The 18,902-nt window shown below is 67.4% G+C and carries 17 protein-coding genes; 12 read left to right on the top strand and 5 right to left on the bottom strand.

Annotation, left to right across the window (positions count from 1 at the left end; translation table 11 throughout):
- Positions 1-7: 7 nt before the first annotated feature.
- Entirely contained in the window at positions 8-355 is a 348-nt protein-coding gene (locus AC1DVA_RS16435; RefSeq protein WP_476806570.1) for a hypothetical protein, read from the bottom strand.
- On the opposite strand from AC1DVA_RS16435, the gene AC1DVA_RS16430 reads away from it, so the two are divergent.
- The gene (locus AC1DVA_RS16430; RefSeq protein WP_476806569.1) at positions 323-1,030 is read left to right on the top strand and encodes a hypothetical protein; all 708 of its coding nucleotides are present in this window, start codon (positions 323-325) and stop codon (positions 1,028-1,030) included. The genes AC1DVA_RS16435 and AC1DVA_RS16430 overlap by 33 nt on opposite strands.
- Here AC1DVA_RS16430 and AC1DVA_RS16425 read toward each other — a convergent pair.
- Complete coding sequence (locus AC1DVA_RS16425; RefSeq protein ID WP_476806568.1) at positions 1,012-2,646, bottom strand: OpgD/OpgG family glucan biosynthesis protein; 1,635 nt, start codon at positions 2,644-2,646, stop codon at positions 1,012-1,014. The two genes, AC1DVA_RS16430 and AC1DVA_RS16425, sit on opposite strands and share 19 nt — an antisense overlap.
- Before the next feature lie 224 nt (positions 2,647-2,870).
- Here AC1DVA_RS16425 and AC1DVA_RS16420 point away from each other — a divergent pair, with 224 nt between their 5' ends.
- The 3 genes from AC1DVA_RS16420 to AC1DVA_RS16410 all read left to right on the top strand — a co-directional run bounded on the left by AC1DVA_RS16420 (position 2,871) and on the right by AC1DVA_RS16410 (position 6,499).
- Entirely contained in the window at positions 2,871-3,839 is a 969-nt protein-coding gene (locus AC1DVA_RS16420; protein WP_265050534.1) for a TAXI family TRAP transporter solute-binding subunit, read from the top strand.
- Between the two features lie 159 nt (positions 3,840-3,998).
- Positions 3,999-6,137, top strand: coding sequence for a TRAP transporter permease (locus tag AC1DVA_RS16415; protein WP_476806567.1), 2,139 nt, complete (start codon positions 3,999-4,001; stop codon positions 6,135-6,137).
- A complete protein-coding gene (locus AC1DVA_RS16410; protein WP_476806566.1) occupies positions 6,134-6,499 on the top strand; it encodes a DUF1850 domain-containing protein in 366 nt (121 codons plus the stop codon). The genes AC1DVA_RS16415 and AC1DVA_RS16410 overlap by 4 nt, the downstream gene beginning before the upstream one ends.
- 100 nt (positions 6,500-6,599) lie before the next feature.
- Here the strand turns inward: AC1DVA_RS16410 and AC1DVA_RS16405 are convergent, their stop codons facing one another.
- Positions 6,600-6,839, bottom strand: a complete 240-nt coding sequence (locus tag AC1DVA_RS16405) for a hypothetical protein (protein WP_265050537.1) — start codon at positions 6,837-6,839, stop codon at positions 6,600-6,602.
- Positions 6,840-6,971: 132 nt separating this feature from the next.
- On the opposite strand from AC1DVA_RS16405, the gene AC1DVA_RS16400 reads away from it, so the two are divergent.
- Genes AC1DVA_RS16400 through AC1DVA_RS16375 form a run of 6 tightly spaced genes read left to right on the top strand, consistent with a single transcriptional unit; the run spans position 6,972 to position 12,461 of the window.
- Positions 6,972-8,561 carry a gamma-glutamyltransferase family protein gene (locus AC1DVA_RS16400; RefSeq protein ID WP_476806565.1) on the top strand — a complete coding sequence of 530 codons (1,590 nt, stop codon included), beginning with the start codon at positions 6,972-6,974 and terminating at the stop codon, positions 8,559-8,561.
- Positions 8,562-8,567: 6 nt separating this feature from the next.
- On the top strand, positions 8,568-9,764 hold the full coding sequence (locus tag AC1DVA_RS16395; RefSeq protein WP_476806564.1) for an amidase: 1,197 nt from the start codon (positions 8,568-8,570) through the stop codon (positions 9,762-9,764).
- Between the two features lie 12 nt (positions 9,765-9,776).
- Entirely contained in the window at positions 9,777-10,415 is a 639-nt protein-coding gene (nthA, locus tag AC1DVA_RS16390) for a nitrile hydratase subunit alpha (RefSeq protein ID WP_476806563.1), read from the top strand.
- The gene (gene nthB, locus AC1DVA_RS16385) at positions 10,412-11,071 is read left to right on the top strand and encodes a nitrile hydratase subunit beta (RefSeq protein WP_476806562.1); all 660 of its coding nucleotides are present in this window, start codon (positions 10,412-10,414) and stop codon (positions 11,069-11,071) included. Before nthA ends, nthB begins: the two co-directional genes overlap by 4 nt.
- Complete coding sequence (locus tag AC1DVA_RS16380; RefSeq protein ID WP_476806561.1) at positions 11,058-11,465, top strand: nitrile hydratase accessory protein; 408 nt, start codon at positions 11,058-11,060, stop codon at positions 11,463-11,465. The genes nthB and AC1DVA_RS16380 overlap by 14 nt, the downstream gene beginning before the upstream one ends.
- 57 nt (positions 11,466-11,522) lie before the next feature.
- Complete coding sequence (locus AC1DVA_RS16375) at positions 11,523-12,461, top strand: DUF6454 family protein (protein WP_476806560.1); 939 nt, start codon at positions 11,523-11,525, stop codon at positions 12,459-12,461.
- Between the two features lie 3 nt (positions 12,462-12,464).
- On the opposite strand, the gene AC1DVA_RS16370 is transcribed toward AC1DVA_RS16375, so the two are convergent.
- On the bottom strand, positions 12,465-13,490 hold the full coding sequence (locus tag AC1DVA_RS16370; RefSeq protein ID WP_476806559.1) for a nickel/cobalt transporter: 1,026 nt from the start codon (positions 13,488-13,490) through the stop codon (positions 12,465-12,467).
- Positions 13,481-14,122 carry a DUF1007 family protein gene (locus tag AC1DVA_RS16365; RefSeq protein ID WP_476806558.1) on the bottom strand — a complete coding sequence of 214 codons (642 nt, stop codon included), beginning with the start codon at positions 14,120-14,122 and terminating at the stop codon, positions 13,481-13,483. Before AC1DVA_RS16365 ends, AC1DVA_RS16370 begins: the two co-directional genes overlap by 10 nt.
- Positions 14,123-14,434: 312 nt before the next feature.
- Here AC1DVA_RS16365 and AC1DVA_RS16360 point away from each other — a divergent pair, with 312 nt between their 5' ends.
- Both AC1DVA_RS16360 and AC1DVA_RS16355 read left to right on the top strand, forming a co-directional pair.
- Positions 14,435-17,992 carry an indolepyruvate ferredoxin oxidoreductase family protein gene (locus AC1DVA_RS16360; protein ID WP_476806557.1) on the top strand — a complete coding sequence of 1,186 codons (3,558 nt, stop codon included), beginning with the start codon at positions 14,435-14,437 and terminating at the stop codon, positions 17,990-17,992.
- A gap of 166 nt (positions 17,993-18,158) precedes the next feature.
- Positions 18,159-18,833: a Crp/Fnr family transcriptional regulator gene (locus AC1DVA_RS16355; protein WP_476806556.1), complete on the top strand. Its 675-nt coding sequence runs from the start codon at positions 18,159-18,161 to the stop codon at positions 18,831-18,833.
- Positions 18,834-18,902 lie beyond the last annotated feature (69 nt).

The following is an 18,902-nucleotide window of genomic DNA, read 5'->3' as shown; positions in this document are numbered from 1 at the left end:
AACTCGATCAGAGGATGACGGCCAGCGTCGCCAGCCACAGCATGGCGACGATGAGCGCCGCGAAACCAAGTCGCGCCGGCGCGGAAAGCCGCAGCAGCGAGAAACCGGGCTCGATCGCAACGGCATGCGAGTGATTGTGACTCTGCGACGGCATATGCACTGCTATAATATTACATTCGCCGCGGCGCAATGGCGGTCTGCCGGGCTGCCCCGACATTACAGCGAAAACGCTTGCATCAAGCGAGGTTTTGTACTCTATCTGTTCTAGTTGGCCGGGGGGCTTATCATGACGTTGCCGGTGCTTGCGGTCGCAGGCGCGACCTTGCGCGATCTCGCGCGCTTTCTGCTGCGCCATCCCTTGATGGTTCTGGTCGCGACCATATGCACGATCCCGTTCCACCATCGACTCGTCCTGGTGGAACGGGCGGGGCAAGACGCGCCATCGCTCGAAAACTTCGCGACATCGTGGCTTCTGAACGTCTCATCGACGATCCTCTGGCTGCCGCTCTGCCTCCTTGCAGTACGGGAGGTCATCCTGGGACGGAACGTGGATTTCCGGATCGGCCGGCCTTCATTCGCGACTTTGCGGTACGGCGCCTATAACGTCGTGGCGCTCTCGGCCATGCTGGTGATTTCAAGCGACGTTCCAGCATCTTCGGTCATCATGGCTGCGAAGTTGGTTTTCGCGATAGCGTTGGCTTGGGTCCTGCTGAGGACGACGCTGGCATTCAGCGCCCTGGCGCTCGGCAGGCAGGATCTCGGCCTCGCCCAGTCCATCGCGAGAACGGGTGGGCTGACATGGCAGCTCCTGGCCATCGTCGTCTTGCCGGTGGCCGCGACGATGGCGTGCATCTTCGCGATCATGATCACCATGACGGACGTCTTGGATGCCGTCGACGGCGACGCCTATATCTACTTGCTCGCCTTCGCGGGTGTCGCAAGCGAACTCGGCGTTCTCGGAATCGCTATCGCGGGGGCGCATGTCTATCGCCTGCTCGAAGCTGGCGTTCCTCAGAACGGCAGGTACTGATAAAGCCAGGTCTCGGTCAGCACCGTATCGCCGGCCTTGAGATAGCAGCGCATCTCGACCGGATCATTGCCATCGACGGTGAGGTCGAACTGGGCGCGCCAGTGCCCGGGGACATCGTCCGGCACGGCCTCGGCGAAGATGTAGGAGAACGAGCCGCGCGAGGCCGAGAGCACCACCTCGGGCTTCACGCCGAAGGGAATGCTTTCCAGCGCCGGACCGAGAAACTCGACCATGAACTTGCGCACGCCCTTGGGGCGCGTCGTGCCGGGCTGGCCGCCATTGCCCAGGCGCGTCGCCACGACCCGGCCGAGCGAGGTCGGGAACGGCTCGTCCGCCATCCAGTGCAGCTTGTAGCGGTAATTATAGGCGCTCCCGGCCCTGGCAGGAGCCTCTGGCACCCACATCGCGACGATATTGTCGTGGATCTCGTCGTCGGTCGGGATCTCGATGAGCTGGACCGAGCCTTTGCCCCACTCCCCTTGCGTCTCGACCCAGAGGCTCGGGCGGCGCTCATAGAACACGCCGTCGAGGTAGTGGCCGACTTCGCGGTCGCGCTGCATAAGGCCGAAACCGCGCGGATTATTGTCGACGAAGGCCGAGGCCGTCGTGCGCGAGGGGTTGTTGAGCGGCCGCCAGGCGCGCTCGCCAGAACCGGTCCAGAGCGCGAGCCCGTCGGAATCATGCACCTCCGGGCGCCAGTCGACGGCGGTGCTCTTCGCCGTCTCGGAATACCAGTACATCGAGGTCAGAGGGGAGATGCCGAGGCGCTCGACATCCTTGCGCAGGTTCAGCGCGACCTCGATCTCCATGGTGACGCCCTTGCCGCGATGCATGCGGAAGCGATAGGCGCCGGCCACGCTCGGCCCCGAGAGCAGCGCATAAACCACGACATATTCGGCGCCATCCTGCGGCGTTTCCAGCCAGATATGGGTGAAGTCCGGGAACTCCTCGGACCGCCCCGCGACCGCAGGGTCGATGGCGAGCCCGCGCGCCGAGAGCCCATACTGGTAGAGCTCGCCGATCGCCCGGAAATAGGAGGCGCCGAGGAAGGCGACCCAGTCGTTCTTCTTCCAGTCGAGCGTCTCGCCCTTGCGCCCGGGATGGCCGCTGCGGCTTTCCTGGAAGCGGAAGCCGGCAAATCCGGCGCCGGTCGGCAATTCGCGCGCCGGCGAGTCTGCCGGCATCTCGAAATAGCTCTCGTCGTAGACGATCTCGCGCGCCTTGCCGCCCTCGACGACATGCATGCGCACCGGCTTCTGGAAGTAGCGGCCGAGATGGAAGAAGGTCACCGGCCAGGGCGACGGGCCGTTCGCCCACAGCGCCATCTCGGGCTTGAACCTGATCTTGCCGTGCGCATCGTAATCGATCCGCTGGAGCACGTCCGGGCGCGGGCTCGGCGGCGCCTCATAGGGCTGCGCGGCCATCTGCTTCGCCCGCGCCTTCAGCGCCTCGAAGGTGAAATCCTGCGCCTGGCCGAGCTTCAGCCCCTGCTGCGCCAGCGCCTCCGGCGAGAAACCAAGCGCGGCCAGCGTCGCTGTCGCGCTCGCGCCGGCGAGAAGAGTCCGTCGATCGAGGCGAAACCTCTGGCTGCTGCCCTGCCCGGCGCGGTCCTGCATGTCGATCCTGATCTCTCTCGGTCCCAATGCCCGGCTAGCCTGTCCCAGGGGCAAGGGCAACCGCGCGAGGCCAGAGATAGTCAGCCAATCATGGCGAAACCAGTCCGGCCGTTGGGCTAAAGACGGAAAGCTCGGGTTGCCCGAACGCTTTCCCTTTCCCTGGCAGCATGCTCTAAAAATGCGACAACCGGCCGCATGAGCCGGAACGCATCTAGGGAGTCATCATGAGAATGCTGTTTCGCGGCCGGCACCTCGCCGGCCTTGCTGCCGCTGTCGCGCTCGCTGCCGCCCCGGTCGCCGCAAGCGCCCAGGAATTCATCAACATCCTGACCGGCGGCACCTCGGGCGTCTATTATCCGATGGGCGTCGCGCTCTCGAAGATCTACGGCGAGAAGATCCAGAACGTCCGGCCGACCGTCCAGGCGACCAAGGCCTCGGTCGAGAACCTCGTGCTGCTCCAGCAGGGCCGTGGCGAGATCGCCTTCACGCTGGGCGATTCGCTCGACGCCGCCTGGAAGGGCGATGAGGAAGCCGGCTTCAAGACGCCGCTGAAGAAGCTGCGCGGCATCACCGCGATCTATCCGAATTTCGTCCAGATCGTCGCCTCGAAGGAGAGCGGCATCAAGACGCTGGCGGACCTCAAGGGCAAGCGCCTCTCGGTCGGCGCGCCGAAATCGGGCACCGAGCTCAATGCCCGCGCCATCCTCGCCGCCGCCGGCATCACCTACAAGGATCTCGGCAAGATCGAATATCTGCCCTTCGCCGAATCGGTGGAGCTGATGAAGAACCGCCAGCTCGACGCCACCCTGCAATCGGCCGGCCTCGGCGTCGCGTCGCTGCGCGACCTCGCGACCTCGGTCGAGATCAACGTCGTCGAGGTGCCGAAGGCGGTCATCGACAAGGCCGGCCCGCCCTTCATCAGCGCCCCGATCCCGGCCAACACCTATACCGGCCAGACCAGCGACGTGAACACGGCCGCCGTGGTCAACTACCTCGTCACCCATGAGGGCGTGAAGGAAGAGCTGGTCTACCAGCTGACGAAGAACGTCTTCGAGAATCTGGGCGATCTCGCCGCCTCGCACTCGGCCGGCAAGGACATCAAGCTGGAGAAGGCGCTGGACGGCATGCCGATCCCGCTCCACCCCGGCGCGGCCCGCTATCTCAAGGAAAAGGGCCTGAAGGTCGGTTCGTAAGACGCGTCATCCCGTGCGCGCTGCAGCGTGCAACGCTGCGGCGCGGGACCGTGTGACCGGAAGGCACCTCGTCTCAAAGACGATCCCGCATCTGCGCCGCAGCACTGACGTGCCGCAGCGCGTGCGGGGTGACACAATGACACCGCCAGGACTTCGAACATGGCCACCGCCGATACCGACCAGTTGGAAGCCCTCTCCGGCGCCACCCCGGTCCCGATCGAGCATCCCGACCTCGACAATTTCGAGCATGGCTTCCCGCCCGGCTTCGGGCCGGGCGGCTGGGGGCTGGTGGCCTACGGCCTCGCCCTCGCCTTCGCCGCCTTCCAGATCGCGATCTCGGCCTGGAATTTCCTGCCGAGCCAGGCGGCGCGCGGCGTCCATGTCGGCTTCCTGCTGCTGCTCTCCTTCGGCCTCGTCGCCAATTTCCGGGCGAAGGACACGCCCGGCCGGCTGCTCGGCTGGGCGCTCGGCATCGTCGGCTTCGGCGTCGGCCTCTATCAGTGGATCTTCTACGCCGACCTGATCCTGCGTGACGGCGATCCTTCGACGCTGGACCTCGTCGTCGGCACGCTCCTGATCGTCCTGATCTTCGAGGCGGCGCGCAGGCTGATGGGCAACGCCCTGCCGATCATGTGCGGCGTCTGCCTGCTCTACTGGTTCTTCGGCCAGTATCTGCCGGCGCCGTTCAACCATCGCGGCTATGGCTTCGACCAGATCATCGGCCACCTCTCCTTCGGAACCGAAGGCTTCTACGGCACGCCGATCTACGTCTCCGCGACGTATATCTTCCTCTTCATCGTCTTCGGCTCCTTCCTCGAGAAGGCCGGCATGATCCATCTCTTCAACGATGTCTCGCTCGGCATCTTCGGCGGCACGCGCGGCGGTCCCGCCAAGGTGGCGGTGTTCTCGTCGGGCCTGATGGGCATGATCTCCGGCTCCGGCGTCGCCAATGTCGTCACCGTCGGCCAGTTCACCATTCCGCTGATGATCAAGTTCGGCTACCGGCGCGCCTTCGCCGCCGGCGTGGAGGCCACAGCCTCGATGGGCGGCCAGATCATGCCGCCGGTGATGGGAGCCGTCGCCTTCATCATGGCCGAGACGCTTGGCGTCCCCTATGCCGAGATCGTCAAGGCGGCGGCGATCCCCGCCGTGCTCTATTTCGCCTCGGCGTTCTGGATGGTGCATCTCGAAGCCGGCAAGTATGGCCTCAGGGGCATCGAGCGCGCGCTGCTGCCGAGCCCGCTCAAGGCCCTGCGCGAGCGCTGGTATCTCGCCCTGCCGCTCGCCGTGCTGATCTTCATGCTGTTCCACGGCTTCACGCCGCTCTTCGCCGGCACGATGGGCCTGGCGCTGACGGTCGGCCTGCTCCTCGGCGCCGGCATCACCGCCGGCTTCAGCACGCAGACGCTGCGAATCATCTTCTGGGTCGGACTCGGACTGATCGCCGCCGCGCTCTTCCGCGACGGCATGGACATCCGCATCGTCGCCGGGCTGATCGCGGTGCTGATCCTGCTGAACGCCTTCACCCTCGGCGGACGCGCGACGCTGGCGATCAGCCGCGGTGCGCTCGCCGACAGTGCCAAGACCGCTTTGCCGGTCGGCATAGCCTGCGCCATCGTCGGCACCATCATCGGCCTGATGACGCAGACCGGCATCGGCACCACCTTCGGCGCCTGGATCATCGGGCTCGGCCAGCACAGCCTGTTCCTGGCGCTGATCCTGACCATGATCCTGTCGATCCTGCTCGGCACCGGCATCCCGACGATCCCGACCTACATCATCGTCGCGGCGCTCGCGGCTCCCGCGCTGGAAAAGCTCGGCGTGCCGCTGATCGTCAGCCACATGTTCGCCTTCTACTACGGCATCATGGCCGATCTCTCGCCGCCGGTGGCGCTGGCTGCGCTGGCCGCCGCGCCGATCGCCAAGGAGAACCCCGACAAGATCGGCTGGGAGGCGATGCGCGTCGCGCTCGCGGGCTACGTCATCCCCTTCATCGCCGTCTATTCGCCGGCACTGATGCTGCAGAACGGCGACCCGATGGCGGCCGTGATCGGTTTCTGGCCGGCGGTCGTCTACGCCACCTTCAAGGCGACGGTCGCCATCGGCCTCTTCGGCATGGTCGCGATCGGCTACCTGTTCGGGCGGCTGAGCCTGATCGAGCGGGTGCTGTCCTTCGGCGCGGCGGTGCTGCTCTTCGGCGAGTTCAGCTACAGCGACCCGCTCGGCTATGCGCTGGGAGCTGCCATCGTGCTGCGGCACTGGTTCTCGGCGCGCAAGGCCGAGACCGCCGCCGCATGAGCCTGTGCCTCGCGGCCGGCGCGCTCGTGGTCGTGCTCGGACGCGGCGAGATCACGCTCGGCTGGCGCCATTCGGTGCAGAAGACGCTGTGGGAAGAGGTCTGGCGCGAGACGCCGGCCGGCCTCGAACTCGCGGAAGCGCGCATCGAAGGCTCGGGCGCCGGCATGGACCCGCCGGATGGCGCCCGCCTGATCGACGGTTTCTGGCGCTGGCATCCGGCGTTGCCGCCGCTCAAGGAGGTGGTGATGCGCCGCTCGGGCGCCACGGCCGACTGGCGCGTCTGCATCGCCGGCCAGTGCCGCCCGATGGGCGACTATCTGCCGGCGGACGCTGACCCGGTCACGCTGAAGCTCTGCGAGTAGAGGCCGTCATTCTCGGGCGAAGCGAAGCGCAGACCGAGAACCTCAGGACGAAGAAGCTGGTTTCCGAGATGCTCGGGTCAAGCCCGAGCATGACGCAAGCTCAGTCGACGTCCGTCAGATGCTCGATCTTGAGCATGCGGCGCATCAGATTGAGCATCCCATAGGCCGCGAAGACCGAGAAGATCGCCATCATGATGTATTCGAAGATGGTGCCGAGATCGAACAGGCCTGCCAGCGCCCAGCCGGCCGCCAGGGCCACGCCGAACAATTCGACGGCGATCAGGATCCCGAACGAGGTCACCATGACCAGGTTGCGCCAGTTCGTGTGCCGTCCGGCCATGCTGTCCTTCCTTCGAGCGCGAGCACCTCAAGCGGTCATGCGCTGCACGCACCTAGCGGAGCTTGCCGCGCCATGCAACAAAATCGCGCCAGCCGACCAGATGGGCATGGCTTCGGAGATTGAAAAGCCCTGATGCTCGAAACGCCAGTCTTCGCTTCGGCCGCGGTCGCCGCGCCTCACCGCCTCGCCTCGGAGGCCGGGCGCGCCATTTTGGCCGAAGGCGGCAACGCCATCGAGGCCATGGTCGCGATGGCCGCCACGATCGCCGTGGTCTACCCCCATATGAACGGCATCGGCGGCGACGGTTTCTGGCTGGTGCACGAACCCGGCGGGCGGATGCACGGCATCGAAGCCTGCGGCCCGGCGGGCTCCCTCGCCACGATCGAGCACTATCGCCGCCGCGACTACGACGTCATTCCCTCGCGGGGGCCGGAAGCGGCTCTCACGGTCGCCGGAGCCATCGGCGGCTGGCAGCTCGCGCTCGACCTTTCCCGCTCGCTGGGTGGCCGCCTGCCCCTGCGCGACCTGCTTCTCGATGCCATCGGCCATGGCCGCGAGGGCTATGAGATCTCCGGCTCCGAACTCGGCAACCAGCCCAACGAGCTCGAAGCGCTGAAGGCCGCACCCGGCTTCCTACCCGCCTTCTGGATCGACGGCGCGCCGCCGAAGCCCGGCGCCCGCCGCAAGCCTGAGACCCTGGCCGCGACGCTGCAGCAGCTCGCCGATGCCGGCCTCGACGATTTCTACCGCGGCGATGTCGGCCACGAGATAGCCGCCGATCTCGAGCGCATGGGTGCACCGATCGCCCGCGCCGATCTCGATCGCTACCGCGCCCGGAGCGCCGCGCCACTGGCGCTGAAGCTGCCCGGCCTTATGGTCTACAACCTGCCGCCGCCGACGCAGGGACTGGCCTCCCTGCTCATCCTCGGCATCTTCGAGCGGCTCGGACCGGTGAAGCTCGACAGCTTCGAGCATCATCACGGGCTGATTGAGGCGACGAAGCGCGCCTTCGCCATCCGCGACCGCTACGTCACCGACCCGACCCAGCTCGATCATCCCCCGGCCGATTTCCTGAGCGACGCCGCTCTGGCGCGCGAGGCGGCCGCCATCGACAGGAAGCGGGCGGCGAAACTGCCGCTGCGCAATGGCGACGGCGACACGGTCTGGATGGGCGCCATCGACGCTAACGGCCTCGCCGTCTCCTACATCCAGTCGATTTATTGGGAATACGGCTCGGGCTGCGTCCTGCCGCGCACCGGCATCCATTGGCAGAACCGCGGCGTCTCCTTCTCGCTGGACAAGAAGGCGGCCAATCCGCTGGCGCCCGGCCGCAAGCCCTTCCACACGTTGAACCCCGCCCTTGCCGGTTTCGCCGACGGCCGCATCCTGCCCTATGGCTCGATGGGCGGCGACGGCCAGCCGCAGTTCCAGGCGCAGATCCTGTCGCGCTACCGCGCCGGCCAGAACCTCGCCACGGCCGTGGACGCGCCGCGCTGGCTCTTCGGCAAGACCTGGGGCGCCAGCTCGACCAGCCTCAAATTCGAGAGCCGCTTCGAATCGTCGCTGCTGGAGCGGCTCGACACGGCCGGCCATCCGATCACCGAGACCGGCCAGGCCTATTCAGAAGGCTTCGGCCATGCCGGCATGCTGGTGAAGCACGCCAGGGGCCATGTCGAGGCGGTGCATGATCCGCGCTCCGACGGCGATTCCAGGGGGATCTGACGCCAGATGACTTTCGACGATCCGTTCCGCTGTTTCGTCCCTTATCCCGACGCGCCGGTGAAGCATGCCGTCGCCGGGCCCCTCGCCGGGCTGACGCTGGCGGTGAAGGATCTCTTCGACGTCAAGGGCTATCCGACCGGGGCCGGCTCGCCGCTCGTGTTGGCGCAGTCCGGCATCAAGACCAAGACCGCGCCGATCGTGAAGGACCTGCTCCAGGCCGGCGCCCGCTTCGTCGGCAAGACCCATACGGACGAGCTCGCCTTCTCGCTCAACGGCCAGAACGCGCATTTCGGCTCGCCCATCAATCCCGCCGCGCCCGAGCGTATCACCGGCGGCTCCTCCTGCGGCTCGATGGCGGCCGTGGCGGGGCGCCTCGCCGATATCGGGCTGGGCTCGGACACCGGCGGCTCGGTGCGTGCGCCGGCGAGCTATGGCGGCCTCTTCGGCATCCGCCCCACTCATGGCCGGCTCTCGTTGAAGCGAAGCTGGCCACTGGCCGAAAGCCTCGACACGCCCGGCTGGTTCGCCCGTGACGGTGACGTTTTCGCCCGCGTCGCCAACGTGCTGCTTGGCGTGGACCGGACCGAACTGCCGGAAGCCCCGCGCCTGCTGCTCGCCGACGACATGTTCGCCCAGGCGGTGCCTGAAGCGGAGACGATCCTGCGCAACGTCGTGCAGCGGGCGATTCCCGCGCTCGGCCAGCCCGAGGGCATCAAGCTCGTCCGCGACCTCGACCCGCTCTACTGGGCCTTCCGCTGGATCCAGGGCCGCGAGGCCTGGATCGCCGACGGCGCCATGATCGAGCGCTTCGCCCCGCCGCTCGGGCCGGGCGTGAAGGAGCGCTTCGCCTTCTCGAAGGCCGTGACCGACGCCGAATATGCCAGGGGCGAGGCCACTCGCAAGACCTTCCGCGCCAAGCTCTCGCGGCTGCTGGCGCAGGACGGCGTGCTGATCCTGCCGACCATGCCGGACGTCGCGCCGCTGATCGGTGCGAAGGAGTCGGAGCTCGAGGATTTCCGCAACCGGGCGCTGCGGCTGCTCTGTCTCTCCGGCCTTTCAGGCTTTCCGCAGGTCACCATCCCCGTCGCGCAGCGCGAGGGTGCCCCGCTCGGCCTGTCGCTGATCGGCCCGAAGGGCTCCGACCGGTCGCTCGTCGCCTTCGCCGTGCGCTACGAGCAAGCCGCCCGTATCCGGATCGCCTGAGAGGAGGTCGCCATGAGCGGACACCACCACGATCACGACCACAGCCACGATAACCACTTCACCGCCATAGAGGCGCGGGTGAAGGCGTTGGAGACGCTGATGGTCGAGAAGGGCTATGTCGATCCCGCCGCGCTCGACGCCATCATCGAGACCTACGAGACCAAGGTCGGCCCGCGCGACGGGGCCCGCATCGTCGCCAGGGCCTGGACGGACCCGGCCTATGCCGATCGCCTCAAGGCTGATGGCACGGCGGCGGCCGCCGAACTCGGCTATGGCGGGCGCGGCGGCGAGCACATCGTCGCCTGCTTCAACACCCCCGAGCAGCACAACCTGATCGTTTGCACCCTCTGCTCCTGCTATCCTTGGCCGGTGCTGGGGCTGCCGCCGGTCTGGTACAAATCCCCGCCCTATCGCGCCAAGGCGGTGATCGACCCGCGCGGCACCATCGCCGATTTCGGCGTGACGCTGCCGGAAGGCCAGCGCATCCGCGTCTGGGATTCGACTGCCGAGACCCGCTTCATCGTCATCCCCATGCGCCCGGCCGGCACCGAGGGCTGGAGCGAGGAGAAGCTGGCGAGCATCGTCAGCCGCGATTCGATGATCGGCACCGGTCTGCCCCACGTGGAGGATGCGGCGGAGGGCACAGCATGAACAGCGCCCATGACCTCGGCGGCCAGATGGCCTTCGGTCCTGTCGTGCCGGAGCCGAACGAGCCGGTCTTCCACGGCGACTGGGAAAAGCGCGTCCTTGCGATCAACGTCGCGGCCGGCGCCATGGGCGCCTGGTCGATCGACGAGATCCGCCACGCCCGCGAGAGCCTGCCGCCGGCGCAGTATCTCTCCTCGACCTATTACGAAATCTGGCTCGCCGCGCTCGACAAGGTGCTGGTCAAGCACGGCTTCCTGAGCGCGGACGAACTCGCCTCCGGCAAACCCGCACCGCAGCGCCGCGAGCCGAAGCGCGTGCTCAAGGGCGAGGAGGTCGCGGGCGTGCTCCGCCGCGGCTTCCCCTATGAGCGCGAACCCAAGGCACCTGCGCGTTTCGCCGTCGGCGACAAGGTCCGCACCATCGTGATGCACCCGCAGCACCACACCCGCCTGCCGCGCTATGCCCGCGGCAAGGAAGGGGTAATCGAGCGCGTCACCGGCTGCCATGTCTTCCCGGATACGGGCGCTCAAGGGCAGCCGGAGACGGCGCAGTGGCTCTACACCGTCGTCTTCGACGGCCGCGCACTCTGGGGCCGCGACGCCGATCCCACCTCCACCGTCAGCATCGAGGCCTGGGAGAGCTATCTTGAGCCGGCCTGAGGCCGATCTGGCGCAGGCCCTTGCCGCCGATACGCCGATCCCGCGCGATGCCGAGGGTCCGATCTTCGCCGAGCCCTGGCAGGCCCAGGCCTTCGCTCTTGTCGTCGCGCTCCAGAACAGGGGCGTCTTCACGGCGGAGGAATGGGCGCAGGCTCTCGGTGCCGAAATCCGCGAGGCGCTCGCTGCCGGCGGCTGCCGCGACGGCTCGGATTATTACGAGCGCTGGTGCGAGGCGCTGGAGCATCTGCTGATCGAGAAGGGCCTCGCCTCGCATGACGGCGTCGATGCGCTCGCTGCCTCCTGGGCCCGCGCCGCCGAGGCGACGCCGCACGGCAAGCCGATCCTGCTGGAAAATGATCCGCGGCGTCAGACGGAAGCGCCATCGATCAGGTAAAGCGCTATAATCGGAGAGAACGCCGACAGGGCGTCGTCACAACCTGGGAGAACCCCGATGAAGACGCGCCTTGCCGCCGGGCTGCTCGCCGCCGCCCTCATGTCCTGGGGCTCCGCTCTGGCCGCTGATCCCGCACTCAACGACGCGATCCCGAAGCTGACTCGCGCGACGCCATGGCAGCAGAAGGCCGCGGTAACCCTGCAGTTCCCGACCTTCCACCCGCAGGGCATGGTCAAGATCGGCGACGCCTTCTTCGTCTCCTCCGTCGACATCCGCAAGCCGACGACGCGCTTCCCGACTCCGCAGGGCGGCTATGACCGCGACACCGGCGAAGGCGTGGGCCATCTCTTCAAGGTCGATGCCGAAGGCCGCCTGCTCGCCGATCTCACGCTTGGCGAAGGCTCGATCTACCATCCCGGCGGGATCGACTTCGACGGCCAGCACATCTGGGTGCCCGTCGCCGAATACCGGCCCAACAGCCAGTCGATCATCTACAAGGTCGACCCGGCGACGATGAAGGCCACCGAGGTATTCCGCTTCAAGGACCATATCGGCGGCATCGTCCACAACACCGACGACAAGTCGCTGCACGGCGTCAGCTGGGGCTCGCGTCGCTTCTACAAATGGCCGCTCGACACCGACGGCAAGGTGACCAATGCCGGAGCGCCGCCGGAGCAGCTGCGCGTGCCCAACCCCGCGCTCTATATCGACTATCAGGATTGCCACTTCCTCGGTCGCAGCAGGATGCTCTGCGCCGGCCTCAACACCTACCGGACAGCACCGGATGCCCCGGTCTTCCGGCTTGGCGGGTTGGAGATCGTCGATTTGCGCGACAACCGACCGGTCTACCAGCTCCCGATCGAGCTCTGGTCGCCATCCGGGTTGCCGATGACGCAGAATCCGTTCTGGGTCGAGCCCGCCGGCCAGGGCGTGCGCGCCTACTTCATGCCGGATGACGACAAGTCGACGCTCTTCGTTTACGAGGCGGCGCCGTAGCGCTCAGCCTCCCATCCCGCCGACCCACAGGCCGGTGAACAGCGCCGTGCCCAGCACGGCGACGAAGGCGGCGGCGAGGAGTTCGAGTCCGGCGATCAATCGCGCCGAGCGCAGGCTGCCGCCGCCGGCGAATTTCAGCGCCGCGAACTTGAAGAAGACGGCGAAGGCGGCAAGCGCCCCTGTGGTGATCGCCGTGCCCAGCGCCATTGCGAAAGTCGCGGCGACGCCCGCCCAGAACAACCCCTGCGAGGCTGCGAAGACGAGGATGATCAGCGCTCCCGCGCAGGGGCGCGAACCCGCCGCCAGCACGACGCCGGCCATGTCCCGCCAGCCCGCGAGCCGCGCGACCGCATCGGCATCCGGCATATGGACGTGGTCGCAGGCCGCCGGATCATGCGCGGCCGCACCCGCTTCGAGCCCGACCAAGGCTCCCGCCTTCCGCCAGAGCATCAGGAACCCGACCAGCGCGACCAGCAGGAAGCTGCCCTGCTCGATCATGCTCGTCGCCGCGTTCATCTGCATGGCCGTGGTCCTCAGCAGAAGCGTCGCCACGGCCACGATCGCGATCGCGACGACAGCCTGCAGCAGCGCAGCCGCAAAGCTCAGGCCGAGCCCCCGCTTCAGGCTGCGATTGTCGGCGACGATATAGCCGGAGATCACCGCCTTGCCGTGACCCGGCCCGGCCGCGTGGAAGACGCCATAGCCGAAGGAGAGCCCGAGCAGCCCCCACAACGCCCCCGGCGCGGTCGCGATCGCCTTCAGCGTCGCCGTCAGCTCGCGATAGAAGCTCGATTGCCAGGCGATGAGCAAGGCGCCGAAGCCGGTCGTCGAGGGCAGTGCCTCGCGCGGCAGGGCCGTGCCGAAAGGATTGCGTGGCGGGGGCGGAGGCGGCGGGCTCACCGCCGCTATCGCCATCGCCAGGGCGGTCAGCACCCCGGCGACCAGCAGCAGCGCCAGCACGCAGGCGAGCAGCCTTCGCGGCAGCAGCGCGCCCGCAGGGCGAGCGGTTTCGGCCGGCGTCAGGGACATGCCACCAGCGCCCGCGTCGTCACCTCAAGCCCGCTGACATCCGGCGTCGCGGTGATATCGGCCTCGGCGAGGCGCTTCTGGGTGGCATCGTCGAGCTTGGGCGGCCGGTTGACGCGCACCACGCAGCCCTGCGGCGCGTCCTTGGTGACGACCGCATCCGGGGCATCCACGATGGTGAAGGCAACGAAATAGGTGGGGTCGCCGATCTCGATGCCGAAGGAGCGCGCCTTCGACGGACTTTTCAGCGGCAGCGTGTAGACCAGCGTCAGGATCTTGTTTTCATAGGACATCACCTGCTCGCCCGGCGTGCCGAACTCCTGTTTCCGGCCGTTGAGCTTGGCGGCCGTGAAGAACTCGACATCCGGCAGCGATTCGACATTGATCTTGGCGAGTTCGGAGAGTTCGTCCGAGGTCAGCTTGCCGTCGCCGTTCTTGTCGAGACCCTGGGTGATATAGGCCGAATAGGCCTCGTCGAAGCTCCAGTGATGCCGGATCGCCCGAACAGAGCCGTCCGGGGCGAAGACGATCTCGGCCTTGGCATTGACGAAAACATGCGGATGCGCCGCCGCCGGCCCCGCCATGGCGGCCAGCAGGAGCCCGGTCAGGGCTGTCAGATAGGCGCGTCGCATCATGGGCGAACCCCTCCAAGCTCCGGCACCCCGGGCGGATCATGACCGATCGTCAACGGCCACGACGACAGGCGTGCGACCGCGCGAACAGCCATCCCCGCCAAACGGGGCCAAATCGCGGCGCCTTCCGCATGACGCGCTTCGGCCGTTCCCGCAAGCCTCTGGACGCAGCCCCTAAAACTGGAATGATACCAAGTTGATTGACCGCCTCCGGCCGATATGTCAGCGTTGCTGACATATTTGCCGCGATGACGGCAGAACACGAGGCCGGAACAACCGGCCCGTCGGCGGGAACGACGATCCGGGAGGCCGATCATGGCCGAGACACCGCGGAAATCCGGCACCGAGGCGGGCGCGCTGCGCCAGATCGGACTGCGCGAAGTCGCGCTCGACGACAAATACGACCTCGACAAGCGCGAAGTCTTCCTCACCGGCACCCAGGCGGTCGCCCGCATGCTGCTGATGCAGCGCGAGCGGGACCGGCGCGCCGGGCTCGATACCGCCGGCTTCGTCTCGGGCTATCGCGGCTCCCCGCTCGGCGGCCTCGACCAGCAGTTGATGCGCGCGGCCAAGCCGCTCAAGGCGGCCAACATCGTCTTCCAGCCCGGCCTGAACGAGGACCTCGCCGCCACCGCCATCTGGGGCACGCAGCAGGCCGGCTTGAGCGGCGAAGGCAAGCATGACGGCGTCTTCGCGCTCTGGTACGGCAAGGGCCCGGGCGTCGACCGCTCCGGCGACGTCCTGCGCCATGGCAACATGGCCGGCACCGCTCCCCATGGCGGCGTGATCTGCCTGATGGGCGACGACCATACCGCCGAATCCTCGACCAACGCCCACCAGACCGAATTCGTCCTCGTCGACCGGATGATGCCGATCCTCAACCCGGCCGGGGTGCAGGAGATCATCGACTACAGCCTGCACGGCATCGCGCTCTCGCGCTTCGCCTCGGTCTGGGTCGGCATCAAATGCGTCAAGGACAACATCGAATCGACGGCCTCGATCGATGGCTCGCTCGACCGCGTCACGATCGTCGCGCCGACCGATTTCGTCCCGCCGCCGGGCGGCCTCGCCATCCGCCGCGAGCTCGATTTCGTCGAGCAGGAGCGCCGGCTCCATCTCTACAAGCGCGACGCGATGCTGGCCTATCTGCGCGCCAACAAGCTGAACCGCATCGTCACCCATGGCGGGAAGAAGCCGCGCATCGGCATCGCCACGGTCGGGAAATCCTATCTCGACGTGCGCCAGGCCATGGAGGATCTCGGCATCGACGAGGTCCGCGCCAACGATCTCGGCATCCGCCTGTTCAAGCTCGCCTGCCCCTGGCCGATCGACCCGGCCGAGCTGAAGGCCTTCGCCAAAGGCCTCGACCTGATCATGGTGGTCGAGGAGAAGCGCTCGCTGATCGAGGTGCAGGTCCGCGAAGAGCTTTACGGCGCCAAGCACCAGCCGATGGTGATCGGCAAGAAGGATGAGAAGGGCGACTGGCTTTTCCCCGTCCATGGCGCACTCGACCCGAACGACATCGCCATCGCGCTCGGCGGCCGCATCCTGCAATACCGCGACGATCCCGGCCTGCGCGCCCGGCTGGAGGAGATCGCCCAGGCGCAGGGCCGCCTCGCCGAGGCGCAGGAGATCGCGAAGCGCACGCCCTATTTCTGCTCGGGCTGCCCGCACAACTCCTCGACCGTCGTGCCCGAGGGCTCGCGCGCCTATGCCGGCATCGGCTGCCACTACATGGTGCAGTGGATGGACCGCGACACCGCCGGCTTCACCCAGATGGGCGGCGAAGGCGCGAACTGGGTCGGCGAAGCCCCGTTCTCGACCCGCAGCCATGTCTTCCAGAATCTCGGCGACGGCACCTATACCCATTCCGGCTCGCTCGCGATCCGCTGGGCGGTCGCGAGCGGCGTCACCATCACCTACAAGCTGCTCTACAACGACGCCGTCGCCATGACCGGCGGCCAGCAGGCCGAAGGCCATCTCTCTCCCGACCAGATGGCGCGGCAGGTTGCGGCCGAGGGCGTGCAGCGCATCGCCGTCGTCAGCGACGACCCCGGCAAATACCCGCCCGGCACGCAATGGCCTGCCGGCACGACGCTGCACCACCGCGACGAACTCGACGCCGTCCAGCGCGAATTGGCGGTAGCGTCGGGCGTCTCGCTTTTGCTCTACGACCAGACCTGCGCCACCGAGAAGCGGCGGCGGCGCAAGCGCGGCGCCTACCCTGATCCCGACAAGCGCGTCCTCATCAACGAGCTGGTCTGCGAGGGTTGCGGCGATTGCGGCGTGCAGTCGAACTGCGTCTCGGTGCAGCCGCTCGAGACTGAGTTCGGGCGCAAGCGCCAGATCGACCAGTCGAACTGCAATAAGGATTTCTCCTGCCTCAAGGGCTTCTGCCCGTCCTTCGTCACCGTCCACGGCGCGCGGCCGAAGAAGGCCGATCCGCTCAAGCTCGATGCCGGCATGCTCGGCCAGGACGATCTGCCGGAACCCGTCGTGCCGGCGCTCGACCGCAGCTTCGCGGTGATTGTCACAGGCGTCGGTGGCACCGGCGTCGTCACCATCGGCGCCATCCTCGGCATGGCCGCGCATCTCGAAGGCAAGGGCTGCGGCATGATCGACATGGCCGGCCTTGCGCAAAAGGGCGGCGCCGTCTTCAGCCACGTCAAGCTCGCCCTCCGGCCCGACGACATCCACGCCATCCGTGTCGCCGCCGGCCAGGCCGATCTCGTCCTAGGCTGCGACCTCACCGTCACCGGCTCGAAGAAGGTGCTCGGCGCGATCCGGCCGGAGCGCGGCACGGTCATCGTCAACACCGCCGAGAGCCTGCCCGGCGATTTCACCCGCAACGCCGATTTCTCGTTGCCGACCGAGCGCCTGAAACGCGCCATCCTCTCGGCGGCCGGGCGCGACCGGACCCATTTCCTCGATGCCACGGCAGCCGCCGTCGCCTTCCTCGGCAATGCCATCGCCGCCAACATGTTCATGCTCGGCCATGCCTGGCAGCTCGGCACGGTGCCCCTCTCCCGCGAGTCGCTGCTCAGGGCGATCGAGCTCAACGGCGAGGCCGTCGCCATGAACCGGCAGGCCTTCGAGCTCGGCCGCCGCGCCGCGCATGATCCGGACGCGCTGATGGAATTGCTGGCGCCTAACCGGGCGGCGACGCCTGCCCGCGAACTCTCGCAAACGCTCGAGGAGATCATCGCCCGCCGCGTCGTCCACCTCACTGCCTATCAGAACGCCGCCTATGCGGCGCGCTACCGCCACCTCGTCGCCCGCGTGCAGACGCGGGAGGCTGCGATCGTGCCCGGCCAGTCCGCGCTCGGCGAAACGGTCGCGCGCTACCTCTTCAAGCTGATGGCCTACAAGGACGAGTACGAAGTCGCCCGCCTCTACAGCGACGGCGCCTTCCGCAGGCAGGTCGCCGCGACCTTCGAGGCCGACGGCGCGGACGGCAAGCCGTTGCGCTACGAGTTCCATCTCGCGCCGCCGCTGCTGGGCAGGCGCGATCCGAACACCGGCCTGCCGCGCAAGATCAGCTTCGGCCCGTGGATGATGGGCGCCTTCGGGCTTCTGGCAAGGCTCAAGGGCCTGCGCGGCACCGCCCTGGATCCCTTCGGCTACACGCAGGAGCGCCGCACGGAACGCAGCCTGATCACGGACTACGAAACCCTGCTGAGCGAGCTGCTGACACGGCTTTCCCCGGAGAACCATGCACTCTGCGTCGCGCTCGCCGCGATCCCGGAGAAGATCCGCGGCTTCGGCCACGTCAAGGAGCGGCATCTGAACGCCGCGAAGGCCGAGGAGGCGGAGTTGCTGACCCAGTTGCGCGAGGGAAACAGCATATCGGCCCTGCCGCAGGCTGCGGAATAGCGCGCCGTTCCGCATCGTCATGCCCGGGCTCGACCCGAGCGTCTCGTGACAAGGAGGCTCCTGAGCCTCTTCCTGAAGGAGATTCTCGAGTCTACGCTCCGCTTCGCCCGAGAATGACGCCACGCCGCCCGAAGCCTGCCCCTTGCGAACCCGGACAGCCGCCATCTTGATCACCCCCGAGGAACTGCGCGCCATCGCCTCCTGGTCCCGCGACCTGTCGCAAGACGAGTTCGAGGAGGCGCGGCGCGGCATTTCCTTCAAGAGCTACGGCAAGGGCGCCTCGATCTGCCATGTCGGCGACCGGTTGGAATCCTGGACCGGTGTCGCCGAAGGCTTGGTCAAGATGGCGACCACCTCGAAGGCCGGGAAATCGGCGACGCTCGCCGGCCTGCGCGCCGGCGCCTGGTTCGGCGAGGGCACCGTGATCAAGGCCGAGCCGCGACGCTACGAATTGGTGGCGCTGCGCGAGTCGCGGATCGCCCTGATGCGCCGCTCGACCTTCCTCTGGCTGTTCGAGCATTCGGCGGCCTTCAACCGCTTCCTCGTCCACCAGTTCAACGAGCGCCTCGCCCAGTTCATCTCGCTCGCCGAGACCGAGCGCACGCTCGATTCCACCGGCCGCCTCGCCCGCAATCTCGCCTGGCTGTTCAACCCGACCCTCTACCCCGATCTCGGCCGCACCCTGGCGATATCGCAGGAGGAGCTCGGCATGCTCGCCGGCATCTCCAGGCAGATGGCCAATCAGGGTCTGGCGAAGCTCGCCGATCTCGGCATGATCGAGATCGGCCATGGCAGCATCACCATCCGCGACCTCGACAAGCTGACCCGCTACGAAGGTTGAGACGTCCTTCACGGCACCAATCCGCACTTCGCGCGTTGCCTTTCTCGAACAGCCCCGAGCTGAGTAAAG

The organism is Allobosea sp. P4_C6, assembly GCF_056402015.1.
This window is presented reverse-complemented; position numbering and strand designations above follow the sequence as displayed.

Bases quoted from the DNA above. Each gene is read 5' to 3' on its own strand.
- AC1DVA_RS16435 (WP_476806570.1), bottom strand. From the start codon at position 355: ATGGCGCAGCAGAAAGCGCGCGAGATCGCGCAAGGTCGCGCCTGCGAC.
- AC1DVA_RS16425 (WP_476806568.1), bottom strand. From the start codon at position 2,646: ATGCAGGACCGCGCCGGGCAGGGCAGCAGCCAGAGGTTTCGCCTCGAT.
- AC1DVA_RS16420 (WP_265050534.1), top strand. From the start codon at position 2,871: ATGAGAATGCTGTTTCGCGGCCGGCACCTCGCCGGCCTTGCTGCCGCT.
- AC1DVA_RS16415 (WP_476806567.1), top strand. From the start codon at position 3,999: ATGGCCACCGCCGATACCGACCAGTTGGAAGCCCTCTCCGGCGCCACC.
- AC1DVA_RS16410 (WP_476806566.1), top strand. From the start codon at position 6,134: ATGAGCCTGTGCCTCGCGGCCGGCGCGCTCGTGGTCGTGCTCGGACGC.
- AC1DVA_RS16405 (WP_265050537.1), bottom strand. From the start codon at position 6,839: ATGGCCGGACGGCACACGAACTGGCGCAACCTGGTCATGGTGACCTCG.
- AC1DVA_RS16400 (WP_476806565.1), top strand. From the start codon at position 6,972: ATGCTCGAAACGCCAGTCTTCGCTTCGGCCGCGGTCGCCGCGCCTCAC.
- AC1DVA_RS16395 (WP_476806564.1), top strand. From the start codon at position 8,568: ATGACTTTCGACGATCCGTTCCGCTGTTTCGTCCCTTATCCCGACGCG.
- nthA (WP_476806563.1), top strand. From the start codon at position 9,777: ATGAGCGGACACCACCACGATCACGACCACAGCCACGATAACCACTTC.
- nthB (WP_476806562.1), top strand. From the start codon at position 10,412: ATGAACAGCGCCCATGACCTCGGCGGCCAGATGGCCTTCGGTCCTGTC.
- AC1DVA_RS16375 (WP_476806560.1), top strand. From the start codon at position 11,523: ATGAAGACGCGCCTTGCCGCCGGGCTGCTCGCCGCCGCCCTCATGTCC.
- AC1DVA_RS16370 (WP_476806559.1), bottom strand. From the start codon at position 13,490: ATGTCCCTGACGCCGGCCGAAACCGCTCGCCCTGCGGGCGCGCTGCTG.
- AC1DVA_RS16365 (WP_476806558.1), bottom strand. From the start codon at position 14,122: ATGATGCGACGCGCCTATCTGACAGCCCTGACCGGGCTCCTGCTGGCC.
- AC1DVA_RS16360 (WP_476806557.1), top strand. From the start codon at position 14,435: ATGGCCGAGACACCGCGGAAATCCGGCACCGAGGCGGGCGCGCTGCGC.